This window comes from Gemmatimonadales bacterium, assembly GCA_036500345.1.
In the GTDB taxonomy this organism is placed as follows: Bacteria; Gemmatimonadota; Gemmatimonadetes; order Gemmatimonadales; family GWC2-71-9; genus Palsa-1233.
This window is the reverse complement of record DASYCE010000006.1, coordinates 21,793-37,010: the sequence shown is the minus strand read 5'-3', so window position 1 is coordinate 37,010 and position 15,218 is coordinate 21,793. Positions and strand designations below refer to the sequence as shown.

Annotated in this window: 13 protein-coding genes; 6 read left to right on the top strand and 7 right to left on the bottom strand. The window is 65.7% G+C overall.

Going from position 1 to position 15,218, the window contains the following annotated elements; translation table 11 throughout:
• Positions 1-82: 82 nt before the first annotated feature.
• Complete coding sequence (locus VGM20_02405; GenBank protein ID HEY4099709.1) at positions 83-2,524, top strand: ABC transporter permease; 2,442 nt, start codon at positions 83-85, stop codon at positions 2,522-2,524.
• On the opposite strand, the gene VGM20_02400 is transcribed toward VGM20_02405, so the two are convergent.
• Together VGM20_02400 and VGM20_02395 are read right to left on the bottom strand one after the other, a co-directional pair.
• A complete protein-coding gene (locus tag VGM20_02400) occupies positions 2,511-3,281 on the bottom strand; it encodes a LytTR family DNA-binding domain-containing protein (GenBank protein ID HEY4099708.1) in 771 nt (256 codons plus the stop codon). The genes VGM20_02405 and VGM20_02400 overlap by 14 nt on opposite strands.
• Complete coding sequence (locus VGM20_02395) at positions 3,278-4,324, bottom strand: histidine kinase (protein ID HEY4099707.1); 1,047 nt, start codon at positions 4,322-4,324, stop codon at positions 3,278-3,280. Before VGM20_02395 ends, VGM20_02400 begins: the two co-directional genes overlap by 4 nt.
• A 137-nt stretch (positions 4,325-4,461) precedes the next feature.
• Between VGM20_02395 and VGM20_02390 the strand changes: the two genes are divergently transcribed.
• A complete protein-coding gene (locus tag VGM20_02390; protein ID HEY4099706.1) occupies positions 4,462-6,792 on the top strand; it encodes a DUF5916 domain-containing protein in 2,331 nt (776 codons plus the stop codon).
• A 46-nt stretch (positions 6,793-6,838) separates the two neighbouring features.
• Here the strand turns inward: VGM20_02390 and VGM20_02385 are convergent, their stop codons facing one another.
• The 4 genes from VGM20_02385 to VGM20_02370 all read right to left on the bottom strand — a co-directional run bounded on the left by VGM20_02385 (position 6,839) and on the right by VGM20_02370 (position 8,746).
• The gene (locus tag VGM20_02385; GenBank protein ID HEY4099705.1) at positions 6,839-7,240 is read right to left on the bottom strand and encodes a hypothetical protein; all 402 of its coding nucleotides are present in this window, start codon (positions 7,238-7,240) and stop codon (positions 6,839-6,841) included.
• The gene (locus tag VGM20_02380) at positions 7,237-7,560 is read right to left on the bottom strand and encodes a hypothetical protein (GenBank protein HEY4099704.1); all 324 of its coding nucleotides are present in this window, start codon (positions 7,558-7,560) and stop codon (positions 7,237-7,239) included. The genes VGM20_02385 and VGM20_02380 overlap by 4 nt, the downstream gene beginning before the upstream one ends.
• A 77-nt stretch (positions 7,561-7,637) precedes the next feature.
• A complete protein-coding gene (locus VGM20_02375) occupies positions 7,638-8,267 on the bottom strand; it encodes a hypothetical protein (GenBank protein HEY4099703.1) in 630 nt (209 codons plus the stop codon).
• A 101-nt stretch (positions 8,268-8,368) separates the two neighbouring features.
• Complete coding sequence (locus VGM20_02370) at positions 8,369-8,746, bottom strand: maleylpyruvate isomerase N-terminal domain-containing protein (protein ID HEY4099702.1); 378 nt, start codon at positions 8,744-8,746, stop codon at positions 8,369-8,371.
• Between the two features lie 159 nt (positions 8,747-8,905).
• Between VGM20_02370 and VGM20_02365 the strand changes: the two genes are divergently transcribed.
• Positions 8,906-10,123 carry a DUF2911 domain-containing protein gene (locus VGM20_02365; protein ID HEY4099701.1) on the top strand — a complete coding sequence of 406 codons (1,218 nt, stop codon included), beginning with the start codon at positions 8,906-8,908 and terminating at the stop codon, positions 10,121-10,123.
• A gap of 13 nt (positions 10,124-10,136) precedes the next feature.
• Here VGM20_02365 and VGM20_02360 read toward each other — a convergent pair whose 3' ends face one another.
• Positions 10,137-10,964 (bottom strand): hypothetical protein, encoded by an 828-nt coding sequence (locus VGM20_02360; protein HEY4099700.1) that lies wholly within the window; start codon positions 10,962-10,964, stop codon positions 10,137-10,139.
• Positions 10,965-11,369: 405 nt separating this feature from the next.
• On the opposite strand from VGM20_02360, the gene VGM20_02355 reads away from it, so the two are divergent.
• The 3 genes from VGM20_02355 (at position 11,370) to VGM20_02345 (ending at position 15,189) form a co-directional block, all read left to right on the top strand.
• Positions 11,370-11,993 (top strand): sulfur transferase domain-containing protein, encoded by a 624-nt coding sequence (locus VGM20_02355; protein HEY4099699.1) that lies wholly within the window; start codon positions 11,370-11,372, stop codon positions 11,991-11,993.
• A 128-nt stretch (positions 11,994-12,121) separates the two neighbouring features.
• Positions 12,122-12,463 (top strand): PadR family transcriptional regulator, encoded by a 342-nt coding sequence (locus VGM20_02350; protein HEY4099698.1) that lies wholly within the window; start codon positions 12,122-12,124, stop codon positions 12,461-12,463.
• Entirely contained in the window at positions 12,460-15,189 is a 2,730-nt protein-coding gene (locus VGM20_02345) for an ABC transporter permease (protein ID HEY4099697.1), read from the top strand. The genes VGM20_02350 and VGM20_02345 overlap by 4 nt, the downstream gene beginning before the upstream one ends.
• Positions 15,190-15,218 lie beyond the last annotated feature (29 nt).

Sequence of the window (15,218 nt, the reverse complement as noted above, 5' to 3'; positions counted from 1 at the left end):
CAGCCGCGGCACGTTGGTTGCCCTTCCCTCCATCCGGTTCGTTGTCGGCAATGATGCCGCGACGCGTGCCCGAGGACTCGCCATGTTCGATTCGATCGTTCGCGACATCCGTTTTGCCCTCCGGACCCTGCGCCAGTATCCGATCTTCACCGTCGTCGCGGTGCTCACCATCGGACTCGGCATCGGTGCGACCGCTGCCATCTTCTCGGTGGTCGACGGTGTCCTCCTCCGATCGCTCGACTATGACGCACCGCAACAGCTGGTGCAGCTCGTCGGTGCCGGCACCGGCGACAATCAGCAAACCCAGTTTTCGTTCCCCGACTTCCGCGACCTTCGCACGTCGTCGCGCTCGCTGACAGAGGTCGCGAGCTTTCGCTACTGGCTGTTCAACCTGAGTGGCGGCGACCATCCTGAATCGACACTCGGGATCTACGTCGGTGACTCCATCTTCGACGTGTTGCGGGTCCACCCCGCCATGGGGCGGCTCTTCACCGGCGGGACCGAGTCGACCAGCTATCCCGAGGAAGCGGTCATCAGTGATCGCATCTGGCACGAACGGTTCAACGCCGATCGCGCGATTGTCGGCAAGGCGGCGATCATCGACGGGAAGCCGCGCACCATCGTCGGCGTGCTCCCCGCGAAGTTCCAGTTCCCCGACCTGGTGCCGTCGGCGGTGCCGATGCCCTCTCACGCGCCGGATGTCTATCTCCCGCTCGGCCACGAAAGCGCAAACGATCTCGACAATCGCGGCAACAACAACTACTGGGTGATCGCGCGGATCAGACCGGGCGCCGAGACCTCCGTCGCGGCCGATCTCGGCCGGATCGCGCGCACGCTGGCGCACGACCATCCTGATCAGGATCGTGATCTGGTGTTCAGGGGATCGCCGCTGCAGGAGCAGATCACCGCGCCGGCGCGCCGGCCGATCGGCATCCTCTTCGGCGCAGTGCTGTTCGTGCTGATGATTGCGTGCGCCAACGTCGGCGGCCTCCTCCTCGCCCGCTCCTCGCAGCGTGAACGCGAAATCGGCATTCGTACCGCGCTCGGTGCGTCGCCGGGACGCCTGGCGCGCCAGCTCCTCACCGAGAGTATCCTCCTCGCGCTGATCGGCGGGGTCGTCGGGATCCTGCTCGCCACCTGGGGCGTGGCACTCCTTCGCGCCATCGCGCCGAACAACATTCCCCGGGTTGGCGAGATCGCCGTCAACGGCCGGGTCCTTCTCTTTGCGGTGGCGGCGTCCGCGGTCACCGGCATGCTCTTCGGCTTCGCCCCGGTACTGCAGCAACGTGGCACCGGGCCGATCGACGCGTTGCGCGAAGGGAGCCGCGGCACCAGCCATCGCGGCCTGCGGAAGATGCGCGCAGCGCTGGTGATCGGCGAAGTGGCGCTCGCGGTGATGCTGCTCACCGGCGCCGGCCTGCTGCTGCGGTCGTTCAGCGCCATCGCGACGATCGACCCCGGCGTCGATCCCAGGAATGTGATGACAATGATCACGCTGTTGACATCGCGATTCGATGACGCCACATCGGCGCGATTCGACCGGGATGTGGTCACGCAGCTCAACCGCATCCCCGGCGTCGTGTCGGCGGCGTCGATCAATACGCTGCCGATGAGCAATCTGGGCAACTCCACCACCGCCGAGGCGGTGGAACATCCGTATGCCAACGTGAGCGACCTGCCGTCGGTGGGATATCGCACGATCGGCGGTGCGTACTTCGCCACGATGCGGATCCCGTTCATCGAGGGGCATGATTTCGACGCGCTGCGCGACACCGCGAAGTCGCCCGCGCCGGTTGCCATCCTCAACCAGACTGCCGCGCGGCTCTTCTTCCCCGACGGCAACCCGGTCGGCCGCAAGATCCGCGTGATGAACGGCGACACGACGGCGAAGGTCGTGATCGGCGTGGTCCATGACGTCCACGGCGAAGCACTCGACCAGCCGGCCAAGCCCGAAGTCTTCTATCCATTTGCCCAGGGGCCCGATCCGATCATCTCGCTCGCCATCCGGACGCAGGGCGACCCGCATCTCCTGCTGCCGAAGATCCGTCATGCGATCGCCGGCGTCGATGCCGATCAGGCGTTCTATGCCGAGCGGACGATGGGCGATCTGATGGCGGCGTCAGTGGCGGTGCGGCGCTTCTCGCTCACGCTGGTGGCGGGATTCGCGGTGCTGGCGCTCCTGCTCTCGGCGGTGGGCCTCTACGGCGTGATCGCCTTCTCGGTGGCGCAGCGCACCCGCGAGCTCGGCATTCGTGCGGCCCTCGGCGCCGAGCGCGGCGGGATCATGGCGCTGGTGCTGAAGGAGGGAGGATTCCTGGCGGTGAGCGGGCTGGTCGTCGGCTTCGCGGGATCGCTCGCGCTGTCGCGCGTGCTGAATGGAATGCTCTTCAAGGTCGGATCGAACGATCCGCTGACACGCATCGGCGTGCTCCTCTTCCTCGGAGCGGTCGTGATGGTGGCGTGCGCGGTGCCGGCGATGCGCGCCGCGCGAGTCGATCCGGTGGAGGCACTCAGGCGGGAGTAATCAGCTTCCGCAGGTTCTCCTGGTGATAGCGGCTCGATGTGACTGTCGCACCGCTGGTCAGCCGGACGGTGTACATCCCCTTGGCGTACCGTTCGAGCGCCGAGACAGCGCGGATATTCACCAGCGCCGAACGTCGTACCCGGATGAAATCGCCGCGGCTGGCGAGCCTGCGCTCGAGCCGGTCCATCGTGGTGCGCAGCGTGTAGCTCCGGCCGCCGGCATGCACGCGGACCTGATTCCCGGCGCTTTCGACCCATTCGACCTTCCCGGCATCGACGAAGACCAGCCGCTCGCCGTCGCGCACAACGAGGCGTGAGAGGGGAGTCCCTTGAGCGGGCGAGGGACCCACCGCATCGATCACCGCCTCGAGCCGGCCCGCACTGCCGCGCCGCGGTTCACGCGCGATCTGCATCGACGCACGATCGATCGCATCGCGCAGCCGCTCGGGATCGACCGGCTTGAGGAGATAGTCGAGCGCGTGCACCTCGAACGCCTTGATCGCATGCCGGTCGTACGCCGTGACGAAGATCACCACCGGCATCACCTCGGCGCCGATCTCCTCGATGATCTCGAACGCGGTGCCGCGACCCAGCTGGATATCGAGCAGCACCACGTCGGGCCGGCGTTCGACGATCGCCGTCACCGCCTCGGCACGCGTGCCACATTCGCCGACGATCACCGTCCCGGGAAGGCGACTGATCTCCCGACGAAGCCCCTGCCGTGCCAGCGGTTCGTCGTCGACGATGAGGAGCTTCACAGCGGAATCCGGATGTCGACCTGCGTCCCGTGCCCCCGTCGCGGGACGACCTCGATCGACGCACGCCCGCCGTACAGATGTTCCAGCCGCGAGCGGGTGTTTCCCAGCCCGACACCGACTTTCGCGCCAGGAGACGCGGCGCGCACGCCGTCGTCGGTCAACAGGAGCAGCAACGTGCCGTCGCGCTCGGTCGCGTCGATCGCGACGAACGACGAGCCGTCATCGGCGACGCCGTGCTGCAGCGAATTCTCGACCAGCGGCTGGAGGAGGAAGACCGGCACCCGCACGTCCATCACCGCCGGATCGATGTCCATGCGAACCTGGAGCTTGTCGCCAAACCGGACGCGCTGGATGTCGAGATAGTCGTCGAGAAATGCCAGTTCCTGGCGCAGCGGCACCTCGTGCGCGGTCTCGTCGAGGCTGCGGCGCAGCAGGGACGACAACCGCAACAGCATCTGTTGCGCCTTGTCGGGGTCCTGCCGCGCGAGGACCGAGATCGCATTGAGCGTGTTGAAGAGAAAGTGGGGCCGCAGCTGCGATCGCAACGCATCGAGCTTGCTAGCCGTCAGCGCGCGTTCGGTGTCGGCGTACAGGGCGCGAAAGCGGAAGGTCGTCAGCAGCACGAGGAGGGCCCAGTAGTAGAGCATCCCCATGAAGAAACCCCAGATCTGGGCGCCGCCGAGATTGGTGAATTGCGCCGGGTACTGCGCCAGCGTCAGGTGACCGGTGAGCAGACGCCACGTCGGCACGAGCGCGATGTAGGTGTAATCGGCGATCGGCGACAGGACGACCGATACCACGACGTGCGGCACCAGCTCACGCGCGCGAATGTCCAGACCGAGAGGCCAACGATTGGCTGCGGCGAGAACAATTGGCGTGTACCCGGCCCAGACGACCCAGAAGAGCATCTCCAGCACCACATTGCGGAGCGTCATGTGATGCCCGACGGCTTCGTTCATGAGCATCGGCTGCGCGGTGAGAAAGACGCCGGCGAAGAGCGCCAGCGCCACGATGCGCCACGAACCAGTCCGGAGCGAAGCCATGAGTAATGTATGGTGCGCGCAGAGCAGTGGAGCAACCGGCACCATCCATCACGCCAACGGGACCACTCAGCACGCAATCGGCACCGGCGGCGCAACATGCGTGGCGCCGGCGATTGGCGGTGGCCTATTGTGGCACCATGCTGATTCTCCTCGCCGCGCTCGCCGTGGTGCAATCCGATTCCACGGCACCGCGGGTGGCGATTCCTCGTGCCGCCGATTCCGGTGTGATGATCGACGGACGATTCGACGAACCGCAGTGGTCGCATGCGGCGGTGCTGCGCGGATTCTTCCAGTACGTGCCGACCGACAACCGCCCCGCGGATGACTCGACGGTCGTGCTGGTGTGGTATTCACCAACCGCGATCTACTTCGGGATTCACGCCCGACAGGACTCGGCCTCCGTCCGCGCCACGCTCGCCGATCGCGACAGGATCGCAGGCGACGACTACGTCGAAGTGATCCTCGATCCGCAGGGCGATCGCCGCCAGGCGTTCACCTTCGGCGTCAATCCACTCGGCGTGCAGTCCGACGGGATGCTGAGTGATGCGCCGCGACACAACATCGACATCACCAACTCGTCGCAGACCGGCGCGTTCGTCGTCGACTTCAATCCCGACTTTGTGTACACCTCGAAGGGGCGCCTCACCAGCTCGGGGTACGATGTCGAAATCCGGATTCCATTCAAGAGCCTGCGGTACCAGGCGCGCGACCCGCAGGACTGGGGGATCAACGTGATCCGCGTGGTCCAGGCGACCGGGCACCAGGAAACGTGGACCCGGGTGCTCCAGGCGCAGCCGTCATTTCTCGCACAATCCGGCACGCTCACCGGCCTCACCGGCCTGCATCGCGGTCTCGTCCTCGACGTCACACCGGAAGTCACGAGCACGACGGCCGGATCGCCGCAGGGATCGCGCTGGAATTACAGCGGCGGCGATCCGCGGGTCGGCACCACGGTGCGGTGGGGAGCGACTCCGACGCTGTCGGTCGCGGGAACGGTGCGGCCAGACTTCTCTCAGGTCGAGGCCGACGTGCCGCAGCTCCAGCTCGATCCACGCACGTCGAGCTTCTATCCGGAGAAGCGGCCGTTCTTTCTCGACGGATTGGAGTTGTTCAACACGCCGGTGCAGTTGATCTACACGCGCCGGCTCGTTGACCCGTCGGCCGCGATCAAGGTCACCGGTGCCGTCGGTTCGACGACGGTCGCGCTCCTTTCCGGTGTCGATGGTACGGTGGCGTCAATCGACTCGACGCATCCGGTCCTCAATGCGCTGCGACTGCGGCGGAATATCGGCGGCCAGAATACCATCGGCATGGTCTATACCGATCGCATCGATGGGTCGAACTTCAATCGCGTCGGCGCGGTCGACGGACGTGTGGTACTGGGTGGGGCGTGGGATGTCACGATGCAGGGCGGTGCCAGCGCAACACGCGATACCGCCACGGCGCCGATCGTCTGGGCGCCGATGTGGAAGGCGACTGCGAACTACGCCGGGAAAGAGTTTGGTCTCCGCGTCCAGTCGTACGGCGTCGACGGGCGCTTCCAGGCGTCGAGCGGATTCCTCTCGAACACAGGCTTCATCACCACCAATCTCATTCCGAGCGTCACGCTCGCCGGCCGCCCCGGGTCGCTGATGGAGAGCTTCAATGCCAATGTCTTTCTTGGCGACCGGATCAACGACTGGGGACGGCCGACACAATCGATCTCGCATGACGATCGGCAGGCGGACTTCTCGTTCGGGTTCACCCTCAAGGGCGGCTGGCAGGTGGGGACCGGGATCTCGATCGAGAAGTTCGGTTATCCCGGATCACTCTTCACCACCTACTGGATCGAGGAACGGGTCCCGGGGACGACGGCGCTCGATACGGTGCCGTTCACCGGGCAGCCGCACATCACCAATCTTGACCTGGGCGGCAACATCGCCACGCCGCAGTTCCAGCATTTCTCGCTCTCGGCGTTCGTGCTCACCCATCATGACGAGAACTTCCTGGAGTGGGCACCGGCGGAGATCCTGCTCAGCATCGTGGACGTGACCTGGCGGCCGACAGACCGGATTCGAAGCGAACTGATCTACAATCACGCGCAGGTGAATCGCCGCACCGACGGATCACTGGCGCAGTTGACGCGGATACCGCAGCTCAAGGTGGAGTACCAGCTTTCCCGCGCGGTCTTCGTGCGGGTGATCGGACAGTACACAGCGAGCCAGGTCGACTCGCTGCGAGATGAGTCGCGCACCAACGCGCCGATCCTGCTGCGCGATCCAGTCAGCGGAAGATTCACACGCACCGCCGCATCGTCGAGCAACGTCTTCGACCTGAACTGGCTCTTCTCGTACCGGCCGGTCCCGGGGACGGTGATCTTCGCGGGGTATGGCAGCAGCTACGATGATCCTGCGCCGTTCACCTTTCGCGGGCTCGCGCGGACCACTGACGCTTTCTTCGTGAAGCTGAGCTATCTCTTCCGGAAGTGAGTCGCAGGTGACGGGAGAACTCCGCGCGCGCAGAGCGAGACCGGTTTCACCGGTGCGGCTCCCTTTTGCGCTGCAGGTCGTTGACACATCCGCCGCTCGCAACCGGCATCCGCTCGCTGTGGCTGCTGTCGTGCCGGATGATCGGCATCCGGTCGCGCGCCGTCGAGTCGAGCGCGATCACCGGCATCGGGCAGTGCCATACAGTCGGTCGCGCAGGCCGGATGATGACGAACGGCCAGGTGCGGGCGAGCGGGCTTGCAGGGAGATCGGCCGATGGCGGACGGAGGTCGAACAAGGTCGGCGCCGGCGCGGTGTCGACGGGTTGCTTCGGTGCGTGCAGACCGACCTGGGCGTGCAGCGATGCCGCAGTGCAGCAGAGCGCGACGACCACCGATCGAATCACTCCGAGGCGAAGCTCCACCGATCCCTCCTGATTGAGTGCTGTCACGGATGAATGGGAGGGTCGTCGCTCCGGGCGTGGTGCGGCGGCAGCTGGCACGCATCGAGCGCCGCCACTGCGGCGTCGATGTACCGGGAGAATGGCGCGAGCTGTCCCACGGCGAGAACGTGCAAGTCGCGAAGTCGATCGCGCAATTCTGGCTCGTTCGCCGGATTGGGGTCGAGAATCATTGCCCGTGTCGTGGCGAGGTTGAGGGCGCGCCAGAACCGACTGCACTCCGGGCAGGCGATCGGAGGCGTCACCAGTTCGATGTAGGCCGGATCTTCTTCAAGCTCGTGCAGCGCCGATCGCACGCGCTGAAACGCCATGAGATCCATACCGCTCGGCTTTTCGGTGGGGGTGGAGAATATACGCCCCCGGACGCCGCGCCGCTCCGGGTGCCGCCTCAGGAGCCGCCAGTCATTCCGCTCGGGCAGCTCGTCCGCCACGCCGAGGCGCCGACCGTTGATTCGGTTCCAACCTGATCACCTCTGGAGTGACTGGTGCCACGCAGTGTGTCGCTGGCGATGAGAAAGTTGAACGTGATTACATCAAACCCGCTCGACCAGTTGATCTGCAAGGTGTCGCCCTTGATCTGCCACGCAGTGCTCCATCCCCAATCCTCGATCTGCTCAGGAGCCCGAAGCCACCGGTCGGGGATGACCCGCCGCCAATTCCCAAACGCCGTAGCGGTGTCGAACGGCGGCGGCGGATGATCGTGAAGGACGCGACGAAGACCGTCGTTCATTCGGTGCAGCATCGGCAGTCGCGCGAGCGGACGCCCGGCGTCAAGCCGGAAGATCTGGGGATCCTGCTGCGTCGGAGCGTCGATGTGCAGCCGGTAACAACCGACCATCGCCGTAACGCGAGCGGAATCGCTCTGCGCGTGAAGCGTCGTGACACCGACGAAGACGCACGCCGACAGCGCAACAAGGATGCGCCCCGCCGCGCCAGCCGTCGCAGGCGCGGCGATCGGCGGGTACCACGACGCGGGCGCCGGAGCGCCCGAGCCGCGGAGAGTCTCCGACCCGATCATCGCCCGAGCGCGCTGCGAATCTTGCCCAGGTGATGGTAGCTGTGGCGCACCGCGTGATCCTCGAGCATGAACTGACAGGTCAGCGGCGCGTCGGCGTACAACTAGATCGGTGCCGCCGAGTCGAGCTGTGCATCACTGAGTCCGCGAATCGCCTCCGCGGCTTCCGCACTGTTGACGCGAAGCACTTCCAGCGCTTCCGCCTTGGTGCATCCCTTGTTGTCGTTCGCATGCGCGGCGTTCATCGCGGCGATCACGTCCCAGGTCACACCGGTGACCGGCTTGCCTGCAGCCAGCGCAAGCGCCAGCTGGATCTCGATCGGATAGACACTGGCGACGTGATGAACCACCACGCCAACGGTGCGGCCGTCGTGGGGAATCGGTGTCTGCCATTCGGCATCGGACAGGCCGGCGACGAGTGTCGCCAGGTCACGGGCGCCTCGGAGCAGCGTCTCCGCATGTCCATCGCTTCGTGTACTCATGGTCCCCTCTCTTTCAGGTCTGTGGCGCACCGGAATGACTCGCAGGAGGTCGAAAAAGATACTCCTCGATCGCTCTTACGCCTTCCAAACCACCAACCTCCCGCATCGGCCACAGGGCCCGAGACATTTCATCCCGGCTTCCTTCTTCCGAGAGCTCTCGTGCCGCTCCATTCCCGCAACGTCCTGTGCGCCCGCTCGCTCGCAGCCATGATCCTCCTGGCGGGATGCGGCTCCTCCGCCGCGCCAACGCGCTACGGCTTCGTCGCGCTCCTCGGCAACGACACCGTTTCGATCGAAAGCGTCACCCGCACCGGGAACCGGCTCACAAGCGATGAAGTCGATCGCTTCCCGCGGGTGCGGCGGCGTCATACAGAGATCCGGCTCGCGTCGGATGGAAGCATTCGCCACCTCGAGATGGATATCCGGACACCGAGCGAGCCGCCGCAGGAGCGGCTGCGACATGTGGTGGCGGATGTCTCGAAGAAGGCAATCCGGATCGTGAAGACCGACAGCACCGGCGTGGTGCGCATCAACCAGGACCCCGGCGGGATGCTGGCGATGCCGCAACTGGAGCAGATGTACTCGCTCACCGATCTCTACTTTGCGGCCGCGTTCGCCAGCGCGCCGTCAACGCCGGTCGGCGGGACGATCAGGCTGCGTCAGTACTACATCGATCGGGAGTTCGACCGCTTCTCGCTGCATCGCGGCGTGGTGCGCATCCTTGGCAACGGCCGAGCATCATTGAGCCACGACTGGCTCTCGGGAACCGCCACCGCGACCTTCGACTCGGCGCACCGGATGCTCACCTATTCGGGCGCGGGAACGACGTACAAGGTGGAAGTCCGGCGCCTCACCGATTCGCTTCCGGATGTGGAGGCGATCGGTGCGCGATTCGCGGCCGAGGAGGCGGCGAAGGGTGGCCCGACGCAACTCAGCGTGCGCGACACGGCGCGCGGCGTGATCGGTCACGACACGATCTCCGTCGATTACGGGCGCCCGTTGATGCGCGGCCGCGTCCTCCTCGGCAATATCGTGCGATACGGTGACGTTTGGCGCACCGGTGCCAACGCCGCGACGCAATTCACCGCCACCGCGCCGATGACGCTGGCGGGAATGCAGCTGGCGCCAGGGACCTACACGCTCTGGACGGTGCCGACGAAGAGTGAAGTCGACCTGATCGTCAACACGCAGTACGGCCAGTGGGGAACGGAGTACAACCCGAAGTACGATCTCGGCCGGCGACCGCTGGTTGTGGGAACGATGTCGGCACCGGTCGAGGAATTCACCATGTCGATCGTGCCGGGCGATGCGCGCCACGGCACGATGGTGCTGGAGTGGGGGTCGTTCCGGTGGACGGCGCCGATCGTGGTGCAGTAGATCGGCGCCGGCGTCAATTATCCCAGGTCGGACGCGGTAGCAGATTGGCCAGCTGATCACGCAATCGCCGCGCGCGATCATGCTCCGTTCCCGGCGGCCCGTGCACGTCGAGGCACGAGAAGGTCGCCGTGCCGTAGTGGATGCCATCAAGCATCTCGATAAACAGTGATTCTCCGGTGATGTCTCGGCATGGCGGCCGTTGCACGATCGGCAGGAGATCGACGCCGGTGACAGGATCTCGCCCGCCCGGCTTGATGAAGCGATAACCGGGGGGCTCGGGGTCGTATCCAGTGTCGACCACTGCACGCAGGACACCGCTCTGGTCGAGCAAGCGTAATACGTGGTGCCAGTTGATCGGAGCGCCGATCCTGCAACCCTCGAGTTCTCCATCCCCTCTGCGGATCCACGGTCCGCAGCGAAAGACGCGACGGTCACTGTCGTTGCGTGCCTCGACTTCGCGGAATTGTCGCGCCCCGGCCGTGTCTCCTGGATCCGGAGCAAAATGCCCCTCAAGCAGATACGCCTCGCCGACTGCGCGATGGTCGGCGGTCCGGATGCGAAAGACATACTTCGGAGTACAGCCACCGCAATCGATCTCCAGGCGGATCTCGCGTTCGCCGGGTGGCAGCGCGGACGATTCAAGGGGAGCGAACCCGAGGCGATCAGTGCCGTCAGTGGGCTCCGAGTGGAGGCCATATGGACGTGGCACCACGTGTCTCAGTCCGGCGTCGAAGGTCAACGGCGGATTGTGGGCGCAGGCCGCGAGCAGGCACGGCACGACCGCGCAGATCAGTCGCTGCAGCATCGGCCGGTGGGGATCAATCAGCGCGGCTGGTACCATTCGTCAAGGTTCGGGACGGAGACGATTCAGGTCGACGTGAATGTAATTAACAACGAGGCCGGCGTGCGAATCGATGACCTGATCCGCACGCCGTCTCTTCTGCTGCCGCTGCGGCCGCAGCGGGCGATGCATCATGACACCTGCTTCGCCGGGTCAATGGGGGATCCCGGCGGTTGCACTGACACCGGTACCGGCGATGGCGATGGAACGGGTGCCGGTACCGGATCGGGTGCCGGCGCCGGTTCCGGCGTTGCGGCGCTTATGCGGGACAGGTGCGGGCGACTGCGGACATCAAGCGGGACGCCGCGGACAAGGTCCGCTCACGGCCCGCACAATTCCATCACACCCCCTGCGAACGATCGGGTGAGATTGGGGCGTCCAGTGCGCCTTCTCCAGGAGATCGTGATGACGAGATTCACCGCAGGACGGATACTGATCACCGGTGCTCTGCTGAGTGCCGTCCCGCCGGTGGCCGCCGCGCAGGGAGCCCAAGGGTCGAGCCCTGGGAGCATCCCGAAGTTCGTGAACTTCGACACGACCGGGATGTTCCAGGGTCTGTTCTTCTCGGCCGGCGACCGACTGTTCGTCGCCGGTCAGCCAACCGAGAAGGGGCTTCGCGAGATGAAAGCGCGCGGCGTCACGACGGTGGTGAACCTGCGATCGCCGGGGGAAATGGCGCGCGTCGGATTCGACGAGGCCGCGGTCGTCAAGCAACTCGGCATGCAGTACGTCTATCTGCCGATGCGGGGCGACTCGGTGATGCCGTTTACGCCGGCGGCGGTGAAGTCACTCGCCGCGGCGATCGCAGGAACCGATGGCAAGGTCCTGCTCCACTGTACCGTCGCATGGCGGGCGCGTCATCTCTATGGCGCGTACCTGGTCACCGAGATGCATGCACCACTCGACGAGGTCCTGACGAAACTGGATCTCGTCACTCCTTCGGATATCCGCGCGATGCGGGAACTACAGCCGTTCGAGGAGTTTCTGGGGCACCCGGTGCCGCAGTTCGCGAAGTACCGGTCGCCGTGAGTCAGGAGCCCTGAACGAAGGGGTGAAGCCGAGAGCCGGGGGCCGAGGGCCCCCAACGCCTCGCGCCCTCCTCCTGCAACCGTTTCACCCCCTCCGGCGTCGTATTGGTAACCCATAGGACGGTTGCCATGTCCAAATCCGATGTGATGCAGGGCACGCTCGCCCTCATGATTCTCCGCACCCTCGCCGTCCTCGGCCCGTTGCATGGCTACGGCGTCGCGCGGCGCATCGAGGAAACCAGCAAGAACCGCCTCGCCCTCAACTACGGCACCCTCTATCCCGCGCTCCTCAAGCTCGAGCAGGAGGGCGCCATCAAGGGCGAGTGGCGGCCATCCGAGAACAACCGCCGCGCCAAGTTCTACGCGCTCACCGCCGCGGGCCGGAAGCTGCTTGCCCGCGAAGAGCGCGAATGGCAGCGTACCGCCGACCTGATCTCCGCCTTTCTCTCGCTTGAGCCGGGGCAGTCATGAGACACCTTCGCGCCATCCTCGCGCGCATCATCGGATTCTTCGGAGATCACGACGACCGTGCCATTCACGACGAACTGCAGGCGCACATCGAGATGGAAACCGACGAGAACATTCGACGCGGCATGTCGCCGGCAGAAGCGCGACGGCAGGCGATCATCGCATCCGGAGGGCTGACCCGCGCCGCCGAAGCGATGCGCGATCAGCGCGGCCTCCCGTGGCTCGAGATCGTTGCGACGAACTTCCGCTACGCCTTTCGCACGCTGCGCAAGAGTCCGGCGTTCACCTCGATCGTCGTGCTCACCATCGCCCTTGGCATCGGCGCCAACGCCGCCATCTTCTCGGTGTTCGACCAGTTCCTGTTGCGTCCGGTTCCGGTCCGGGACCCCGGCGGCCTCGTCAATTTCGCCCGCGTTGGCGTCACCACCGGGTATCAGTCCTGCGGACAGGCCGGTGACTGCAATCAGGTCTTCGATTACCCGCTGTTTCGCGACCTCCAGCGCGCCCAGACCGGCTTCACCGGCATCGCGGCGCACGTCCTCTTCGACGCCAACTTCTCGGCGCGCGGCCACGCCCTGACCGGCGATGGCGTGCTCGTGTCGGGGAACTACTTCGCGGTGCTCGGGCTGCACCCCGCACTCGGACGATTGCTCGACACCACCGACGATCAACGTCCCGGCGACGCGCGCGTTGCCGTACTGAGCCATGACTTCTGGCAGACCGAGTTCGGCGGCGATCCGGCGATCCTCAATCAGTCGCTGATCGTCAATGGCCAGTCGATCACCGTGGTGGGAGTGGCACCGCGTGGATTCACCGGCACGACGCTCGGTGCCAAGCCGCGCGTGTTCGTTCCGATCACGCTGCGCGAGCTGCTCAGCCCCGGGTCGACTGACCTCACTGAACGGCTCGAAGCGTGGGTCTACCTGTTCGGGAGGCTCAAGCCGGGCGTTTCAGTCGACCAGGCGACCGCCGGCATCAACGTGCCGTACCGCGCCATACTTCACGACGTGGAAGCACCGCTGCAGCAGAATCTCTCACCGAAGACGGCGGCCGCGTTCCTCCAGAAGCAGATCAGGCTCGACCCGGGAGCGCGCGGGCAGAGCAATCTCTCGCGCCAGGCGGAGACGCCGCTCCTGCTGCTGCTCGCGATCACGGCACTCGTGCTGCTGATCGCCTGCGCCAACATCGCCAACCTGCTGCTGAACCGGGGGGCCGCGCGGGCGGGCGAGATGGCGGTACGGCTCTCGATCGGCGGCAGCCGCCGTCAGCTCGTGGCGCAACTCCTCACCGAGGCCTGCCTCCTTGGTCTCATGGGCGGGGCACTGTCGCTCCTGGTGGCGCGCACGACGCTTGGTGCGATGGCGCGGCTCCTTCCGCCTGCCACCGCGTCGACATTCAACATTCATCTGGACACCACGATCCTCGCCATCACCGCGATGCTGGCGCTGGTTACCGCATTCGCCTTCGGCCTCTTCCCGGCGCTCCATGCCACGCGACCCGACCTGGTATCGACACTGCGCGGTGTCACCGGTCAACCGGCCGGCGGTCGCGGTGCAGCACGCTGGCGTACCTCACTCGCGACGTCGCAGCTCGCGCTGTCGATGGCGCTGCTTGGTGCGGCCGGGCTCTTCACGAAGAGTCTTGCCAGAATCAATCATGTCGACCTGGGCCTCAGGATCGATCACCTGGTCACCTTCGGCATTTCGCCGGAGCTGAACGGCTACACGCCCGAACGCACGCTGCAGTTCATGCAGCGCCTGGAGGACTCGCTTCGGCAGATTCCGGGCGTCACGGGTGCCACGGCATCGATCGTCCCGCTGCTCGCCGGCAGGAACCGGGCGCGCGGCTTTGACGTCGATGGCTTCGTGAACGGCCCGGATGTCGACAACACCTCGCACTACAATCGCGTCGGCGCCGGATATTTCGGCACCCTCGGCGTACCGCTCATCGCGGGACGCGAGTTCACGCGCTCCGATGGGCCGAGCGCGCCCAAGGTTGCCATCGTCAACGAGGCATTCGCCAGGAAGTTCACGCCAGGCGTAAATCCCATTGGGCGCCGGATGAATGTGGGGAATGGTACGCCGCGCGATGTCGAAATCGTCGGACTGGTCCGGAATGCGAAGTACAGCGAGGTACGTGACGATGTGCCGCCACAGGTGTTCTTCCCCTACGCACAGGATCCCGGACTCGGCGCCGCGTCCTTTTATGTGCGCACCTCGCAGGACCCCGATCGCCTGATTCCAATGATTCCGCGGGTCCTGGCGCGACTGGATCCCGGGCTGCCGGTGCAGGAGATGCGAACGATGCCGGAGCAGATCGAACAGAACGTCTATCTCGATCGATTCATCGGCGACTTCTCCGCCGCGTTCGCCATCCTGGCCACGCTGATCGCGGCAATTGGACTCTATGGTGTGCTGGCACAGACGGTCACGCAACGCACCCGCGAGATCGGTGTCCGCATGGCACTCGGCGCGGCACCGGGGCGCGTGCGCGTGATGATTCTGCGCCAAGTCGGCGTGATGATCGTGGTGGGTGGGGGAGTCGGCATCGCGGCAGCGGTTGGACTCGGGCGCCTTGCGCAGTCGCAGTTGTACCGGATGAACGGCTACGATCCGGCCGTCCTCGCCACCGCAGCGATCACGTTGTCACTGGTCGCCCTGGGCGCGGGGTTGATCCCTGCCGTGCGGGCGTCGCGGGTGGAACCGATGCGAGCGTTGCGAGCGGAGTAAGCTGTAGCCCTTCAACTTCTCCTTCAGCG